Genomic DNA, 16653 nt, shown 5'->3' with positions numbered 1-16653 from the left:
GCTGACAAGTAGAAGGTGATCTAAGATGAAGCAAAAGAAAATCCCTCTTCGCAAATGCGTAGCATGCCAGCAAATGATGCCCAAAAAAGAACTGATTCGCGTCGTAAAAACGCCAAATGACGACATCATCATTGATCTGACGGGTAAAAAAGCGGGACGCGGAGCTTATTTGTGCGGAAAGCTGTCTTGCTTCAGATTGGCTAAAAAGAGCCGAGCATTGGATCGCGCTCTAAAGCAATCGGTCAGCGCGGACATTTACGATGCTTTGGAACAGGATTTTATTAAAGTAGAGGATGAATTCATTGCCGGCAAAGAAGCGGCGGTGGATGATGAATAATAAATGGTTTAATAACTTGGGATTGGCCATGAGAGCGGGTAAAGTCATTACGGGAGAAGATGCCGTCATAGACGCAGTTCGTAAGGGCGAGGCCAAGATGGTCATTGTTGCAGAAGATTCCTCCCCCAACACTTTGAAAAAAGTGAACGATAAATGCAGTACCTATCAGGTTCCCCTACATCAGTACGGCAGCCGTGAGCAGTTAGGAGCAAGTATCGGAAAGGAAACACGCGTTGTTCTAGCCATAACCGATGCTGGATTTGCGAAAATGCTGAAGAAAAGTCTGGAAAATCGTACGGAGGTGGACAGTATTGAGTAAACAAGACAATAATAAAGATAATAAGCTTAGAGTATATGAGTATGCGAAGTCTTTGAATATGAGCAGCAAAGAGATTATTACAATTCTTAAAAGACTTAGTATTCCAGTTAACAATCATATGAGTGTAATGGAGAACGATACAGTGGAGAGTGTGGAAAAATTTTTTAAAGAAGTAAAAGCCAATGCAGCAGCCAAACGAGGAACTAACGAAACGGGGAATGCTTCTATCAGTACGAATAGCACGAACACAGTGAACACAGACGCAAACGCACAAGCACAAGCTCAACAACCTAAGACAGACACTAAGCCTCAGGCTCCTCAAGCCCAAACAGGCAATACGCCAAGCAATCAGCAAAGAACCGGCGGAGGCCAAGGCCAATCCAACCGCGACCATAGCGGACCGCGTTCCGGCCAGCAAGGTCAAGGTGGGGGCAACCGCGGGCAGTATGGAGATCGTAGACCTCAAGGTCAAGGCTCCCAAGGCGGTTACAACAACCAACAGCGCAGCGGCAACCAGCAGGGCGGCAGCAATCCGAACCGTGGCGGCGGCCAACAAGGCGGAGGCTACAATCAGAACCGCGGCAGCCAGCAAGGCGGAGGCCAAAGCCAAAACCGTCCAAGCGGCGGATACAATCAAGGTCAAGGCAACCGCAGCGGTGCACCTGGCGGCGGCAACGGCAGCCGTTCTGGTGACCAGCGTTCCGGTCGTCCGCAGGGCGGATTCGATCAACGCAGGCCATCGTCTGATCAACGTGGCGCAGGTCAAGGAGCCTCCAACTCCTTCAACAAATCTATTGGTGCGGGCCCTTCAAGAGCTAGCTTACCCGTTGATGTAGATCAAGAGGATGCAGCTAGCAAAGGCAAGACAACGAAGAAGACCAAACCGAACCAGAAGCGTTTTGACGATAATAAAGTAAGTACTTCCAGAGGCCCGCAAAACAATCGGGGTAACAACCGCAATCAGAAGGGGAGATTCCAGCAAGAACCTGTGAAGAAGGAAAAAGTGGATAATACCCCTAAAAAAATTATCGTTCGTGGTACGATGACGGTTGGCGAGTTGGCTAAAGCTCTGCATAAGGATGCTTCGGAAGTTATCAAGAAATTGTTGTTCCTGGGCATTATGGCAACCATTAACCAAGAGCTTGATCTGGATGCCATTCAACTGCTTGCAAGTGACTATAATGTTGAAGTCGAACTGAAAATTCCGGTTGAGGAAGATAAGTTTGAGCAGTTCGAAGAGAAGGATGACGAAGCAGATCTGCTGGAGCGTCCACCGGTAGTCACCATTATGGGTCACGTCGACCACGGTAAAACGACCTTGTTGGATGCTATCCGTAAAACAAGCGTAACCGAGGGCGAAGCAGGGGGAATTACCCAGCATATCGGTGCGTACCAGGTCGAAATCCATAATAAGAAAATTACATTCCTGGATACTCCGGGTCACGAAGCGTTCACATCGATGCGTGCCCGCGGCGCGCAAGTAACGGACATCACGATCATCGTAGTAGCAGCAGATGACGGTGTTATGCCTCAAACTGTTGAAGCGATCAACCATGCTAAAGCGGCAAAAGTGCCTATTATCGTAGCGGTTAACAAGGTAGATAAACCAGACTCTAATCCAGATAAAATCAAGCAAGAGCTAACAGAGTATGAACTTGTACCGGAAGAGTGGGGCGGAGACACGATCTTCTGCAACATTTCCGCTAAACAGCGTATCGGTCTTGAAAATCTTCTCGATATGATTCTGCTGGTCGCTGAAGTTCAAGAACTGAAAGCCAACCCGAATAAACGCGCTAGAGGTACTGTTATTGAGGCCGAGCTGGATAAAGGTAAAGGTCCGGTTGCTCGCGTTCTTATTCAGCATGGTACGCTTAAAGTCGGAGACAGCTTCGTAGCCGGCGTATGCTTTGGCCGCGTTCGCGCTATGGTCAATGACAAAGGTAAAAAGCTGAAGGAAGCGGGTCCGTCCACTCCTGTAGAAATTACCGGCTTAACCGAAGTACCACAAGCAGGCGATCCGTTTATCTGCTTCGAAGATGAGCGTAAAGCAAGAGCCATTGCCGAGAAACGTGCTATTACGTTGAGACAATCGGAAATGGGAGCGAATGTTCGTGTAACCTTGGACGATCTGTACAAACATATTAAAGACGGCGAAATCAAAGATCTGAACGTAATCATCAAAGGGGACGTTCAAGGATCGGTTGAAGCGCTGCGCGGATCGCTTGAGAAGATTGATATCGAAGGCGTTCGCGTTAAAATATTGCATAACGGCGTAGGTGCGATTACTGAATCCGACGTAATCTTGGCTTCAGCATCTAATGCTATCGTTATCGGCTTTAATGTTCGCCCTGAGCCGCAAGCGAAGAATACGGCTGACCAAGAAAAAGTGGACATTCGTCTGCACAGCATCATCTACAAAGTCATTGAGGAAATCGAGCAGGCCATGAAAGGGATGCTGGATCCTGTATATAAAGAGGTTGTTATCGGGCAAGCGGAAGTCCGCAACATATTCAAGGTTTCCAAAATCGGCGTGATTGCGGGATGTATGGTCATTTCCGGTAAAATCTCCCGTAATGCTCAAATGCGCTTGATCCGCAGCGGAATCGTTGTGTACGAAGGTAACATTGACTCCCTCAAACGCTTCAAGGACGATGCGAAGGAAGTTGCTCAAGGTTACGAATGCGGTATATCTCTGGATAAATACAACGATATTAAAGAAGGGGATATTATCGAAGCCTTCGTAATGGAGACAGTTGAGAGGTGATTTGAATGGCGCGTATTCGCGTAGGAAGAGTCGGAGAACAAATTAAGAAGGAGCTTAGCCAAATCATCCAATCGGAGCTGAAAGACCCTCGTATCGGATTTATTACCGTAACAGGCGTCGAGGTAACGAATGATTTGTCTCAAGCCAAAGTGTTCTTAAGTGTCCTCGGTACTGACGAACAAAAGGAAGAAACGTTAAAAGCGCTGGGCCGCGGCAGCGGATTTATCCGTTCGGAGCTCGGCAAAAGAATCCGGCTGCGTAAAATTCCGGATCTGATCTTCCGTTTCGATGCATCTATCGATTACGGCAGTCATATCGAGAAGCTGCTGAACCAGATTAACGGGGAGAATGCGCAGCCATGACGGCACTATCCCGGCAGGACGAGTATGCCGCTCATTTGGAGGCTGCTGCGCAATTCATTCGTGAGAACGATCATTTTCTGGTGGTATCCCATATTCATCCGGATGGGGATGCCGCCGGGTCTACATATGCCGTAGCATGGATGCTGACCGCTTTGGGCAAGCAGTATACCCTTATCAACGAGGGGAACATGCCTGAGAAGTTCAGGTACATGGGTGCCGGGCAACAGACAGTGATCGATTACGAAGCTTCGGCAGGATCGATGGAAGCGTCGTTTACCCGCGTCATTTGCGTGGATTGCGCGGACTTTTCCAGGATGGGCAGTGTAAGTCAGCTTTTATCTCCGGATGTAAAGCTATTAAATATCGATCATCATGCAACGAATGACCGTTTTGGCAGCTATAATCTAGTGGTGGATACAGCCGCTGCAACCGTCGAGGTTCTGTATGATCTATGCATGACGATGAACATTCCATTTTCGCATGAGCTTAATGTTTGCCTGTATTCGGGGCTGTTAACCGATACAGGCGGCTTCCGGTACTCGAACACTACGCCGAAGGTAATGCGGATTGCTGCGGATATGCTTGAGCGAGGGGTAAAAGGGCATGAGCTTGCCGAGCATTTGCTGGAAAAGCTGTCCTACCCGCAGATCGCACTCATCAAAAGCAGCCTGTCTTCCTTGAAATTCGCTCACGGCAACCAAGTAGCCTGGCTTTCGGTCACATTAGACGAGCTTGAGCAAAGCGGCGCCAGTAACGAGGATTTGGACGGATTGGTCAACTACCCGAGAAGCGTTGAAGGCGTGGAGGTAGGCATTTTGTTCAAAGAACGGAAAGACATGGTGAAGGTGAGTTTACGCTCCAACGGCAAGGTGGATGTGGCACAGGTTGCCAAAGCCTTCGGCGGCGGCGGACATGTCCGCGCGGCAGGATGTGCTGTCGAAGGGACGCTGGACGAAGCCATCGAACGGGTGGTTAAGGAAGTAGGTTTGGCGCTGGGATGACGAACGAAACGTTAGAAGGAATACTTCCGATTTGGAAGCCGGCCGGATTTACATCACATGATGTGGTTGCCAAAGCGAGACGTATTCTAAGGATAAAAAGGATCGGCCATACAGGAACGCTGGATCCTCAAGTGACCGGTGTGCTGCCGCTTTGCATTGGCCGTGCTACCCGTCTGGTAGAATATATCCAGGAGCTTCCCAAGGAATATGAAGCAACTTTAAAAATCGGTCTTGCTACCGATACGGAGGATGCAAGCGGTCAAATCATCGAGCAAGCGGACCAAGTCACCTTGACAGAACAACAGGTGCGTGAGACGCTGCATTCATTCGTAGGCGAAATCGAGCAAGTTCCCCCTATGTACTCGGCGGTTAAAGTCGATGGCAAGCGGCTGTATGAATTGGCTCGCCAGGGGGTTGAAGTAGAGCGCAAGTCGCGTAAAGTCTCAATTTATCAAATTGAGATATTACAAATGAATCTTGATATGCATCACCCGGAAATTCGCTTCCGTGTCCGCTGCTCCAAAGGAACCTATATCCGCACGTTATGTGTGGACATCGGGAAAGCACTCGGATACCCGGCGGTAATGTCGGAGCTTGTCCGTACTTCCTCGGGCAGCATCGGACGGGAGCAATGTCTTACCTTGGAGCAGCTGGAGCTGCTTCAACAGCAGGGCGGTTTATCGGACAAGCTGATACCGGCCGAAATAGCTTTAGCTCATATGCCCAAGGTGCGTTTGAGTGAAAGGCAGACTCGCAAGGCGCTGCTTGGGCAAAAACTGACCTTGACTCCTTCGGAGCAGACGGCTTTAACAGACGCTGAAGGGCTTAATTACGCGGTTTATAGCGAAAGCTCCCGATTTATAGGGATTTTTCTATGGAATCGCGATAAAGAGGAACTGCAGCCAGTTAAAGTATTTTCGTAGCAAGCTTCGTCTGAAAAGAATGCAGGTGACATATTCGATGCAATCTATACATTTAAATTACCCAATAGTCGAAGGTAAAGATTCGATAGCTACAGTACCCCAGGTATTGGCCATCGGGGAATTTGACGGCATTCATCTCGGTCATCAGGAAGTGATCAAGCGGGCGCTGCAGACGGCGAAGAACATGCATATTCCTGCATCGATCATGACCTTTCATCCTCATCCCAAAGAGGTGCTGGGGCAGCATAAATATACCCAACTGCTCACGCCTGCCAACGAAAAGGAACGAATACTTGCCGGGATGGGCTTGGATAACAGCTATTTGGTTGCTTTTGATTCGGAGTTTATGAAAGTAACCCCGGAACAGTTTGTGGAGAATATGCTGATTCCTATGAATGTGAATACGGTGATCGTGGGCTTCGATTTTACCTTTGGCTTCCGGGGTGCAGGTACGCCGGATACGCTCTGCGAGCTCGCAGCGGGACGCTTTGCCGTTGAGGTGATACGGCCGTTTTTGCTGAACGGCAGCAAGGTAAGCAGCACGCTGGTGCGCGAATATTTGCAAAGCGGACAGCTGGAGGAGGCAAACCTCTTGTTAGGCCGTCCTTACACTATTACCGGCACCGTTGTGACAGGGGACGGGCGGGGGCGCACGATCGGTTTTCCGACAGCGAATATAGAAATGTCCGAATCCTTTGTCATTCCGACGCTTGGCGTGTATGCGGCTAAAGTGAATGTGGACGGAGAGGTACATCATGCGGTCATGAATGTCGGGAAAAAGCCGACCTTCGTTGAACATTTGGATAAGCCCACTTTGGAGGCTCATTTATTTGACTTCTCACGCTCGATCTACGGAAGCTCTGTCACGGTAGAGTTTATTTCTTTTCTGCGGCCTGAGCGCAAATTCGGTTCCGTGGATGAACTAATTACCCAAATCCGCTCGGATGTGGATAGGGCGCGGACGATTTTGGCAGAAAAATATTCATAATTTCATTTCTTTATTTTACATTTATCCTGCATCTGTGCTATACTATAAAACGTTGTCGAACCAATAGGGTCCGGCATGAACCATGGCATGGAGATTCGACTACTCCGGCGCTCTCTGGGCCATTGGGGATATTCAATTATGGAGGTGAATGAACGATGGCATTGACACAAGAACGTAAGCAAGAATTGATCCAAACGCATAAAACTCATGAATCCGATACAGGATCTCCTGAAGTGCAAATCGCAATTCTTACTGAAAATATTGTGAACCTGACAAACCATTTGAAAACACACAAGAAAGACCACCACTCTCGTCGCGGTCTTTTGAAGATGGTAGGTCAACGCCGTAAGCTGTTAACTTATTTGAAAAACAAAGACGTTAAACGTTACAGCGCCCTTATCGAAAAGCTTGGTCTTCGTCGATAATCAGATTGATTTCAAAGGAGCAACCACGGTTGTCTGCTGTTTGGGTCCGTTTTGGGCTCGGACAGGGGCAGCGCGGTTGCTTTTTCGTATGTTTCTTTTAGCCGAAGCGAGATTTATTTCGAAAAAGAAGGAAATACTAGGCATTATGAAGAAGTGTTAGTAGAACCATTCAGCATCGTGTAGGAAGAAAGTTTCTTGACCGGAAGCTGTCGCTTACGTAGAAAGTTTCTTAGCAGAAACTCTTAGGAGGATTTTATGGAAAAAAGAGTACAAATGGATTTAGGCGGGCGCCCGCTCATTCTTGAAACGGGTCGTCTAGCCAAGCAAGCGAATGCTGCCGTAACAGCACGTTACGGAGACACCGTGGTGCTTTGTACGGTGACGGCTTCCGCCGAACCGAAGGATCTTGATTTCTTTCCGTTAACCGTGAATTATGAGGAGCGTCTGTATTCCGTAGGTAAAATTCCTGGCGGGTTCATCAAACGTGAAGGCCGTCCGAGCGAAAAGGCGATTCTCGCAAGCCGTTTGACAGACCGTCCGATCCGTCCGCTTTTCCCAGAAGGCTTCCGTAACGACGTACAAGTCGTAGCCATCGTTATGAGCGTGGATCAGGAATGTTCTCCGGAAATTGCAGCCATGATCGGGGTTTCCGCTGCGCTCAGCATCTCCGATGTTCCATTCAACGGACCTGTTGGCGGCGTTATCGTAGGCCGTGTTGACGGACAATTCGTCATCAACCCTACTTTGGAGCAAGCGGAGAAGAGCGATATTCATCTCGTAGTAGCAGGCACCAAAGATGCTATTATGATGGTAGAAGCGGGCGCCGATGAAGTGCCTGAAGAAGTCATGCTGGAAGCGATCATGTTCGGTCATGATGAAATCCGCAAAATTGTAGCAGCCCAAGAGGAATTGGTGCAAGTTGCCGGAAAGCCGAAAATGGAAGTTAAGCTGCACAGCGTTGATGAGACCGTAAATCGCGAAGTGCGCGCCTATGCACAAGAACGATTGGTTGAAGCGGTTAAAATTGCCGAGAAGCATGCAAGACAAGATGCGATCGACGCCATCAATGCCGAGACGGTAGAGCACTTCACAGCCCAATACGAAGAAACGCCTGAGAAATTGGCCGATGTGAAGGAAACACTGTACGATATCGTCAAAGAAGAGGTTCGCCGTCTTATCACTCACGACAAGGTAAGACCGGATGGACGTGCCTTGGATGAAATTCGCCCGATTGAATGTGACATTAATCTGCTGCCGCGCACACATGGCTCCGGTTTATTCACACGCGGTCAGACTCAAGCGTTGAGCGTTTGTACCTTGGGAGCATTGGGTGACGTACAAATTCTTGACGGTTTGGACTTGGAAGAAACCAAGCGTTTCATGCATCATTACAATTTCCCTCCGTTCAGTGTCGGGGAAGCCAGACCGCTTCGTCCTCCAGGCCGCCGCGAGATTGGTCACGGAGCATTGGGTGAACGGGCACTTGAGCCGGTTATTCCATCGGAAACCGACTTCCCTTATACGATTCGTCTCGTATCTGAAGTATTGGAGTCCAATGGTTCCACTTCCCAAGCAAGTATTTGCGCAAGCACCTTGGCTATGATGGACGCTGGCGTTCCTATCAAAGCTCCTGTAGCGGGCGTTGCCATGGGTCTTATTAAGGATGGGGATCATTTCTCGATCTTGACCGACATTCAAGGCATGGAGGATCATCTCGGGGATATGGACTTTAAAGTAGCTGGCACTGCAAGCGGGGTAACGGCACTTCAAATGGACATTAAAATTGACGGTATCGACCGGGCCATTTTGACACAGGCATTGGAACAAGCTAAAAAAGGCCGGATGCACATTCTGGGCAAAATGCTGGAGCGCATTCAACAGCCTAAGCCTCAATTGTCGCCATACGCGCCAAAAATTGTTACTATGCAGATCAATCCGGATAAAATCCGCGATGTCATCGGTGCAGGCGGTAAAGTCATCAACAAAATTATTGAAGAAACCGGCGTAAAAATCGATATCGAGCAAGACGGCCGCGTATTTATCGCTTCCTCCAACGAGCAAATGAACGAAAAAGCCCGTCTAATTATCGAGGGCATCGTGAAGGAAGTCGTTGTTGGTGAAACCTACCTGGGTACCGTTAAGCGCGTTGAAAAATTCGGCGCATTCGTAGAAATATTGCCTGGCAAGGAAGGCTTGGTCCATATTTCTCAGCTGTCTACAGAGCGTGTAGCCAAGGTTGAGGACGTTGTGGCTGTCGGAGATACCATTACCGTTAAAGTGACTGAAATCGATCAGCAGGGCCGTGTGAATTTGTCACGTAAAGCAGTATTGACGGCGCAAGTACCTGCCCAATCATAAAATATCAGCCATCTATAGCAAGAACGAGAAAGAGTCAGAGTCGTCTGTCTCTTTTTGTTTTGCCTGAAAACGGATGCCCGAGTCATAATCTTGTCCCGAGGCGCATATGAATGGGACAAACGATCTAACGACAGGAGCAAGGTTATGAAACGAGTTCAGGTGTTAGTATTGTCCGGTATTTTCGCAGCTGCATTCTTCGGTATTCAGCAGTCAAAAAGCCTGCAGGCATTTGTACAAGAAGCCAAGCTCCGTCAATCCATTTCCGCAGCATCATCGCCGGTTCAGTGGACTATTTCTTCAGCCGCGGCTTCTGTATGGGGAGGAATGAACCGGCTGGAGCAGGATCGACGCGAGGCATTGAAGCAAAGAATACAACAGGAAGCACAGAGGCGATACATAGCTCCTATTAATGCCAAAGTGGACCGAGTATGGAAAGCCATCCCCGGCTATAACGGGCTTGAGGTGGATATCGAGCAATCCCTTGCGCTAACCGAACAGCAGCCGAATACGGACAACCTGAAAATCGTAACCAAAGAGATTAAGCCTGCCATCGGCTTGGAACAGCTCGGGCCTCAGCCGATCTATAAGGGAAATCCGAACAAGCCTATGGTATCGTTGATGATCAATGTGGCCTGGGGGAACGAGTATCTGGATAAGATGCTGGACGTATTGGAGAAGGAGCAGGTCCATGCGACGTTCTTCTTTGACGGGAGCTGGTTGAAAAATAATATCCCTACGGCACTCAAAATCAAGGAAAAAGGACATGAATTGTCCAACCACGCCTATTCCCACAAAAACATGAGTGAGCTTTCTAGCGCTAAAGCTACCGAGGAAATCACGAAGACCCAGCTTCTTCTTGAAAAAGAATTGGGGGTGCAGAACAGGCTGTTTGCACCTCCATCCGGTGATTTCGATCAAGAAACGGTCAATATAGCGCATTCGCTTAAGCTGCAGACGATCCTGTGGACTTTGGATACGGTAGATTGGATGAAGCCCGAGCCGGCTACCATCATCCGTAAAATATCGACAAAAGTAGAGCCGGGCTCTTTGATCTTGATGCATCCTACAGCGTCTTCCAGCAGCGCTTTGCAGCAAATGATCAAGATCATAAAAAGTAAGGGGCTTGTACTGGGGACAGTCAGCGAGTTAATTTCATCAAATCGCGTTCCCGAAGTTGAGTCTGCTCCGCATTAATGGTAATATCATTAAGATACATAAAGATACATACAGAGATTTTCCGAGGAGGCTCCATTCATTGAATAAATACGTATTAAACAATGGGCTGCGGGTCATCGTGGAACCGATTCCTACGTGCCGCTCCGTATCTTTCGGAATTTGGGTGAAGACAGGTTCGCGCAATGAACATGTGCAGAACAACGGAATCTCCCATTTTATCGAGCATATGCTGTTCAAAGGAACAGATCGATATTCCGCCAAGGATATTGCTGAAATCTTTGATGGAATTGGCGGGAACGTGAATGCGTTCACTTCCAAAGAATATACATGCTACTACGCCAAAGTGCTCGATGAGCATTTACCTATAGCAGTTGAAGTTCTGGCTGATATGTTTTTCCGTTCTTCGTTCGATCCGGAGGAGCTGGAGAAAGAAAAGAACGTTATTTTCGAAGAAATCTCCATGTATGAAGATACTCCGGACGATATGGTTCATGATTTAATTGCGAAGGCGGCTTTCGAAGAGCATTCATTAGGCTACACCATCATAGGAACGGAAGAGAATCTCTCGGCGATGGATTCGAATACGCTTCGCCATTACATGAAAGATCAATATTCCATCGATCGCACCGTTATTGCTATTGCCGGCAATGTGGACGACAGCCTGATGGCCTTGATAGAAAAGCATTTTGGCGAATTCCAAAATACGGGAGCAGAGCAAACGTTAGTCACCCCGTCCTTTGGCGGAAATTTGATGTTTCATGAGAAAAAGTCCGAGCAAAACCATATCTGTCTCTCCTTCCCGGGCTTATCCGCCAAGGATGACCGCCTATATGCCATGGTTCTATTAAATAATGCTATCGGCGGGGGAATGAGCTCCAGATTGTTCCAGGAAATTCGTGAAAAAAGAGGCATGGCTTATTCTGTTTATTCGTATCACACCTCCTATCAGGATGGCGGAATGTTTACGATATACACTGGAACGGCACCGAAGCAGACAGCCGATGTTTTGAAGGTTACGATGGAGCTCATGAGCGAGATCAAGCAGAAGGGGCTCACTGCCGCAGAGCTGAAGAAAGGGAAGGAACAAATGAAAGGCAGCTTGATCCTGAGCCTGGAAAGCACAAGCAGCAGAATGAACCGTTTGGGTAAAAATGAGCTTATGCTGGGTAAGCATAACACGATGGACGAAATCATTGAACGGATCGAAAGCGTTCAGCTGTCCGACATTCAAGACATGGCCAATCATATGATGTCCGTGCCGTTCGCGCTGGCTATGGTCGGACAGAAGGATGATGTCATCGACGGCTTCAGGAGGGATCAGCTTGTATAACGTACAAATCAAGAGACTTCCGGGCAATGAGGATATTCAGCTTCCTCAGAAGATGTCGGCATTGGCAAGCGGCTTTGATCTGCATGCCGCCGTCAGTGAGCCGGTTACTTTGCAGCCTGGCGACCGGATGCTGATCCCGACCGGATTCGCCCTGGCTATGCCGGATGAGCTGGAAGCGCAAATTAGACCGCGGAGCGGGCTTGCTTACAAGAATGGAATCACAACTTTAAACTCGCCGGGTACTATTGATGCGGATTATCGAGGGGAAGTCAAGGTGCTTCTAATCAATCACGGCAAGGAGCCCTTTACCATACAAAGAAATGAACGAATAGCCCAAATGGTATTTCAGGTTGTACCTGCCATTCAATTAACAGAGGTAGACGAGCTGTCGGAAACCGTGCGCGGCGCCGGAGGCTTCGGCCATACCGGGACCAAATAACAGAAACACCTTCCTTCGCAGGAGGGTGTTTTTTTTCTTGTCATTATATCATTTTCAGGGATCCCGTTCAGAGGATAAGGGGCTTCAAAATCAATGTCGAACTATGCGGGGGGTTCTTAATAGGCATCAATCTCGTGTCTGTAACCCATCCTTGGGCGGCCGCATAAGATGAGTTATCGAAAGCGACTTAGAAAGAGGTGAGATTGAATGCTAACAGGAATTCAAGTGGCTCTCATCGGTGGTGATGCACGCCAGCTTGAAGTTATTCATAAATGCTCTGAGCTTGATGCTTCCATCGTGCTGATCGGTTTTGATAATTTACAAAATCAATTCAGCGGCATCACCAAAACAGAGCTGAGCCCCGAAGCCCTTGAGGCAGTGGATGCAATCATACTACCTGCTGTTGGAACCGATGATCACGGAAATGTGGAAAGTATCTTTTCTACATCCGAATTGAGGCTTACGGAAGAACATTTCAAAGCTTTACCCAAGCATGCAAGAGTATTTACGGGAATGGCGAAGCCTTATTTACGGAAACTGTGCTCACAGTACTCCATCAGACTAGTCGAATTGTTCGATAGGGATGATGTTGCCATTTACAACTCCATTCCAACCGCCGAAGGCGCCTTAATGATGGCCATTCAGAATACGGATTTTACGATTCACGGCTCCAATTCGATGGTGCTCGGATTTGGCAGAACCGGCATCACTTTAGCCAGAACTTTGCAGGGGCTGGGGGCTAAAGTGAAGGTTGGCGTCAACAAGCCAGAGTACTATGCAAGGGCTTGGGAAATGGGCTTTATCCCTTTTTATACGCAGGATTTGTATACTCAGGTGGCGAATATTGACTTGCTTTTTAACACAATTCCGTCTATGATAGTCACAGCACAAATAATTGCCAATATTCCACATCGTGCAGTGATCATTGACTTGGCCTCCAAGCCCGGCGGAACTGATTTTCGTTTTGCCGAGAAGCGGGGGATCAAGGCTTTGCTTGCGCCAGGACTCCCTGGAATTGTTGCGCCGAAGACAGCCGGCCGCATCATTGCCGACACCTTGAGCCGAATTATCCTTGAGGATGCAGGACAGAGGAGGAATGTGGAATGAATTGGCAGGGAAAGACCGTAGGCTTTGCTTTAACAGGGTCGCATTGTACGTTTGCTGAAGTAATGCCGCAAATTCAACGGTTTGTGGATGCCGGAGCCAAAGTGGTTCCGATTGTTTCGTTCACGATACTTACGACAGACACCCGGTTTGGAACGTCTGAAAATTGGCAGAAGCAGTTGAAGGAAATTACGGGCAATGATATTATTGCCTCGATTGTAGATGCGGAACCACTGGGGCCATCCAAATTACTTGATGTGCTCGTCATCGCGCCTTGCACAGGGAATACGACCAGCAAGCTCGCTAATGCAATGACAGAAAGTCCTGTCTTGATGGCCGCGAAGGCGCAAATGCGCAATCAACGGCCTGTTGTTTTGGCTATTTCCACGAATGATGGACTTGGTCTTAATTCTATGAATATCAGTAAGCTGCTGATTACCAAAAACATTTACTTTGTCCCGTTCGGTCAGGATGCTCCAATGGCGAAGCCTAATTCGCTCGTCGCCCGCATGGATCAGATTATGGAAACCTGCGAAGCGGCTTTAGAGGGAAAACAGCTTCAGCCGATGATCATTGAACGGTTCAATTACCAATAATGATTTTTGCATAGGGAGAGACGAACAAGATGTCGAACCAAAAATTATTCAACGTTGCGGTAGTCGGAGCAACAGGAGCGGTCGGAGAACAAATTCTTCGTTTGTTGGAAGAACGCAACTTCCCTATTCAAGAATTGAGGCTGTTGTCATCGGCCCGTTCCGCTGGGACCAAGCTGAAATTCAAAGGACAGGAACTAACCGTTGAAGAAGCGACAGCCGATAGCTTTCAAGGCGTAGATATCGCTTTATTTAGTGCTGGAGGCAGTGTGAGTCTCGAATTGATACCGCATGCGGTTCGCCATGGAGCGGTATGTATCGATAATACGAGCGCATATCGTATGGATGAGGAAACGCCATTGATTGTTCCGGAAGTGAACATCGACAAGATTAATGAGCACAAAGGGATCATTGCGAATCCGAACTGCTCTACAATTCAATTGGTAGCTGCACTAAAACCATTGTATGATCGGTATGGCATTTCCCGAATCATCGTTTCTACTTACCAAGCGGTATCCGGCGCAGGATCCCGCGCCATTGATGAAATGCTGCGACAATCACGAGAAATTTTGGCCGGGAACCCGGTCGAACCGCAAATTTTGCCGGTCGGGGCATTACCAGTCAAACATCAGATTGCATTCAATGCAATTCCGCAAATCGATAAATTTATGGATAATGGCTTTACTTACGAAGAAATGAAAATGATCAATGAAACGAAAAAAATATTGGGAGACGACACGCTTGAAGTTACAGCAACTTGCGTGCGTATTCCTGTAGTTTATGGACACTCGGAATCGGTCTATGTCGAGCTGAAGGAAGCTTTTGATATAGAGGAAGCAAAACAACTGATCTCTGATGCTCCAGGCATCGTGCTTTTGGATAATCCTGCGGAGCAGCAGTACCCTCTTGCTACGGATGCCGCAGGTAAGCTGGATACATTCGTTGGTCGTGTGCGTCGTGACCTGAGCAATTCGCGTGCTTTGAATATGTGGATTGTTTCGGACAATCTGCTTAAAGGCGCTGCCTGGAACGCCGTACAAATCGCAGAGTACATCGCTATCGAGCAGGAGTAATCGAGGCAGGCTTCCTAACGGAAGCCTAGCTTTTCTTTTATAATGAACCGTTTTCAAAAAGAGGAAGGCAGCATGATTTTGCTGTCAGCTTGTACTTGAGAGCGGTATGAAATGCTTACGAAGATGGCTTTCTAAAGAAAGCCAAGTCAATGCTTACGAAGATGGTTTTCTTATGAAAACCTAGTAGATGCTTACGAAGATGGCTTTCTAAAGAAAGCCTGTAGGAGGGACCTCATGAAAATTCTGGTTCAGAAATTCGGAGGCACGTCCCTTTCCAACGCCGAGGCAAGAGCACAAGTCATAGAACATATCGAAGCTGCTATAGAACAAGAATACAAGCTAGTCGTCGTCGTATCGGCAATGGGGAGAAAAGGCGAGCCCTATGCAACGGATACGTTATTGGATTTTATTCATCAGAACGGCAATCAGTTGCCGCCACGCGAGAAAGACATGCTAATGTGCTGCGGAGAAATCATTTCGGCCGCAACCTTATGCAGCTTACTGTGCGCAAAAGGAATTCCCGCCAGCGTTCTGACCGGAGCTCAGGCAGGGATAATTACAAATAATGATTTTGGCAATGCCCAAATCGTTTCTATTAAACCGGTGAGAATCCTTGAATTGCTAGAGGCGGGTCAGGTTGTTATCGTAACAGGCTTTCAAGGTCAAACGAAAACGAATGACTATACGACCTTGGGCAGAGGCGGCAGTGACACTACGGCAACAGCTTTAGGAGCTGCCTTGAAGGCGGAAATCGTCGATATTTTTACCGATGTGGACGGCATTTTGACGGCTGATCCGCGAATTGTCGAGGATGCGAGACGCCTTTCGGTCGTCTCCTATTCAGAGATTTGCAATATGGCTCATCATGGTGCCAAGGTGATCCATCCTAGGGCGGTAGAAGTGGCCATGAACGCCAGTATTCCGATACGGGTACGATCTACCTTCAGCAAGGACCCGGGAACTTTGGTTACGCATCCAGACGCGATTAGTCAGGACCGAAATGTGATACAGGACCGCTTCGTAACGGGAATCGCAAGCTTTTCGAATACTTCTCAAATTCAAGTGGCAGCAGGTGAAGGAGTTTATGACTTACAGCTGCAAGTATTCAAAGCCATGGCTCAGCATCATATCAGTGTCGATTTCATCAACGTGAATCCGTCTGGAGTCGTCTATACGGTTTACGATCATGAGCTGGACCGTGCTGTCCGTATTTTAAATGAACTAGGATATAAGCCGCAATGCACCTCAAACTGTGCCAAAGTATCTATTATTGGCGGAGGAATGAATGGTGTGCCTGGGATTATGGCGCAAATTGTAGAGGCATTGACGGAAGAAGATATAAGCATTCTGCAATCGGCGGATTCGAATACGACCATATGGGTGCTTGTCCAGGGCATCGACATGGTCAAAGCGGTCCGGGCATTGCACCGAAAATTTGAGTTACATCGATAAAAGACTGTA

The 16653-nt window shown here is 48.1% G+C and carries 16 protein-coding genes; all 16 read left to right on the top strand.

Features of this window, described 5'->3' with window-relative positions:
• Nucleotides 1-25: 25 nt before the first annotated feature.
• The 16 genes from rnpM to dapG all read left to right on the top strand — a co-directional run bounded on the left by rnpM (nucleotide 26) and on the right by dapG (nucleotide 16644).
• Nucleotides 26-337, top strand: a complete 312-nt coding sequence (gene rnpM / locus B1728_RS10795) for an RNase P modulator RnpM (RefSeq protein ID WP_079910229.1) — start codon at nucleotides 26-28, stop codon at nucleotides 335-337.
• Nucleotides 294-656, top strand: a complete 363-nt coding sequence (locus tag B1728_RS10790; RefSeq protein WP_079910228.1) for a YlxQ family RNA-binding protein — start codon at nucleotides 294-296, stop codon at nucleotides 654-656. The genes rnpM and B1728_RS10790 overlap by 44 nt, the downstream gene beginning before the upstream one ends.
• The gene (gene infB / locus B1728_RS10785; protein WP_079910227.1) at nucleotides 649-3420 is read left to right on the top strand and encodes a translation initiation factor IF-2; all 2772 of its coding nucleotides are present in this window, start codon (nucleotides 649-651) and stop codon (nucleotides 3418-3420) included. The genes B1728_RS10790 and infB overlap by 8 nt, the downstream gene beginning before the upstream one ends.
• Before the next feature lie 5 nt (nucleotides 3421-3425).
• The gene (gene rbfA, locus B1728_RS10780) at nucleotides 3426-3782 is read left to right on the top strand and encodes a 30S ribosome-binding factor RbfA (protein ID WP_079910226.1); all 357 of its coding nucleotides are present in this window, start codon (nucleotides 3426-3428) and stop codon (nucleotides 3780-3782) included.
• On the top strand, nucleotides 3779-4783 hold the full coding sequence (locus B1728_RS10775; protein WP_079910225.1) for a DHH family phosphoesterase: 1005 nt from the start codon (nucleotides 3779-3781) through the stop codon (nucleotides 4781-4783). The genes rbfA and B1728_RS10775 overlap by 4 nt, the downstream gene beginning before the upstream one ends.
• Complete coding sequence (truB, locus tag B1728_RS10770) at nucleotides 4780-5706, top strand: tRNA pseudouridine(55) synthase TruB (protein ID WP_079910224.1); 927 nt, start codon at nucleotides 4780-4782, stop codon at nucleotides 5704-5706. Before B1728_RS10775 ends, truB begins: the two co-directional genes overlap by 4 nt.
• Before the next feature lie 37 nt (nucleotides 5707-5743).
• Nucleotides 5744-6694: a bifunctional riboflavin kinase/FAD synthetase gene (locus tag B1728_RS10765; RefSeq protein ID WP_079910223.1), complete on the top strand. Its 951-nt coding sequence runs from the start codon at nucleotides 5744-5746 to the stop codon at nucleotides 6692-6694.
• Nucleotides 6695-6849: 155 nt separating this feature from the next.
• A complete protein-coding gene (rpsO, locus tag B1728_RS10760) occupies nucleotides 6850-7119 on the top strand; it encodes a 30S ribosomal protein S15 (RefSeq protein WP_079910222.1) in 270 nt (89 codons plus the stop codon).
• 255 nt (nucleotides 7120-7374) lie between these two features.
• A complete protein-coding gene (gene pnp / locus B1728_RS10755; RefSeq protein ID WP_079910221.1) occupies nucleotides 7375-9477 on the top strand; it encodes a polyribonucleotide nucleotidyltransferase in 2103 nt (700 codons plus the stop codon).
• Between the two features lie 144 nt (nucleotides 9478-9621).
• Nucleotides 9622-10671 (top strand): polysaccharide deacetylase family protein, encoded by a 1050-nt coding sequence (locus B1728_RS10750; protein WP_079910220.1) that lies wholly within the window; start codon nucleotides 9622-9624, stop codon nucleotides 10669-10671.
• 61 nt (nucleotides 10672-10732) lie between these two features.
• Complete coding sequence (locus B1728_RS10745; protein WP_079910219.1) at nucleotides 10733-11983, top strand: M16 family metallopeptidase; 1251 nt, start codon at nucleotides 10733-10735, stop codon at nucleotides 11981-11983.
• Nucleotides 11976-12422 carry a dUTP diphosphatase gene (gene dut / locus B1728_RS10740; protein ID WP_079910218.1) on the top strand — a complete coding sequence of 149 codons (447 nt, stop codon included), beginning with the start codon at nucleotides 11976-11978 and terminating at the stop codon, nucleotides 12420-12422. The genes B1728_RS10745 and dut overlap by 8 nt, the downstream gene beginning before the upstream one ends.
• 207 nt (nucleotides 12423-12629) lie before the next feature.
• Entirely contained in the window at nucleotides 12630-13529 is a 900-nt protein-coding gene (dpsA, locus tag B1728_RS10735) for a dipicolinate synthase subunit DpsA (protein ID WP_079910217.1), read from the top strand.
• A complete protein-coding gene (locus B1728_RS10730) occupies nucleotides 13526-14122 on the top strand; it encodes a dipicolinate synthase subunit B (protein ID WP_079910216.1) in 597 nt (198 codons plus the stop codon). Before dpsA ends, B1728_RS10730 begins: the two co-directional genes overlap by 4 nt.
• 29 nt (nucleotides 14123-14151) lie before the next feature.
• Nucleotides 14152-15192, top strand: coding sequence for an aspartate-semialdehyde dehydrogenase (locus B1728_RS10725; RefSeq protein ID WP_079910215.1), 1041 nt, complete (start codon nucleotides 14152-14154; stop codon nucleotides 15190-15192).
• A gap of 234 nt (nucleotides 15193-15426) precedes the next feature.
• Nucleotides 15427-16644 (top strand): aspartate kinase, encoded by a 1218-nt coding sequence (gene dapG / locus B1728_RS10720; protein ID WP_079910214.1) that lies wholly within the window; start codon nucleotides 15427-15429, stop codon nucleotides 16642-16644.
• Nucleotides 16645-16653 lie beyond the last annotated feature (9 nt).

It is taken from the genome of Paenibacillus sp. 32352 (assembly GCF_002042965.1).
Lineage (GTDB): Bacteria > Bacillota > Bacilli > Paenibacillales > NBRC-103111 > Paenibacillus_S > Paenibacillus_S vulneris.
Note: the sequence above shows the minus strand (reverse complement) of the source record. Positions and strands in the feature narration are given on the sequence as shown.

Coding starts and splice junctions, on each gene's coding strand:
- rnpM (WP_079910229.1), top strand. CDS start 26: ATGAAGCAAAAGAAAATCCCTCTTCGCAAATGCGTAGCATGCCAGCAA.
- B1728_RS10790 (WP_079910228.1), top strand. CDS start 294: ATGAATTCATTGCCGGCAAAGAAGCGGCGGTGGATGATGAATAATAAA.
- rbfA (WP_079910226.1), top strand. CDS start 3,426: ATGGCGCGTATTCGCGTAGGAAGAGTCGGAGAACAAATTAAGAAGGAG.
- B1728_RS10775 (WP_079910225.1), top strand. CDS start 3,779: ATGACGGCACTATCCCGGCAGGACGAGTATGCCGCTCATTTGGAGGCT.
- truB (WP_079910224.1), top strand. CDS start 4,780: ATGACGAACGAAACGTTAGAAGGAATACTTCCGATTTGGAAGCCGGCC.
- B1728_RS10765 (WP_079910223.1), top strand. CDS start 5,744: ATGCAATCTATACATTTAAATTACCCAATAGTCGAAGGTAAAGATTCG.
- rpsO (WP_079910222.1), top strand. CDS start 6,850: ATGGCATTGACACAAGAACGTAAGCAAGAATTGATCCAAACGCATAAA.
- pnp (WP_079910221.1), top strand. CDS start 7,375: ATGGAAAAAAGAGTACAAATGGATTTAGGCGGGCGCCCGCTCATTCTT.
- B1728_RS10750 (WP_079910220.1), top strand. CDS start 9,622: ATGAAACGAGTTCAGGTGTTAGTATTGTCCGGTATTTTCGCAGCTGCA.
- dpsA (WP_079910217.1), top strand. CDS start 12,630: ATGCTAACAGGAATTCAAGTGGCTCTCATCGGTGGTGATGCACGCCAG.
- B1728_RS10730 (WP_079910216.1), top strand. CDS start 13,526: ATGAATTGGCAGGGAAAGACCGTAGGCTTTGCTTTAACAGGGTCGCAT.
- B1728_RS10725 (WP_079910215.1), top strand. CDS start 14,152: ATGTCGAACCAAAAATTATTCAACGTTGCGGTAGTCGGAGCAACAGGA.
- dapG (WP_079910214.1), top strand. CDS start 15,427: ATGAAAATTCTGGTTCAGAAATTCGGAGGCACGTCCCTTTCCAACGCC.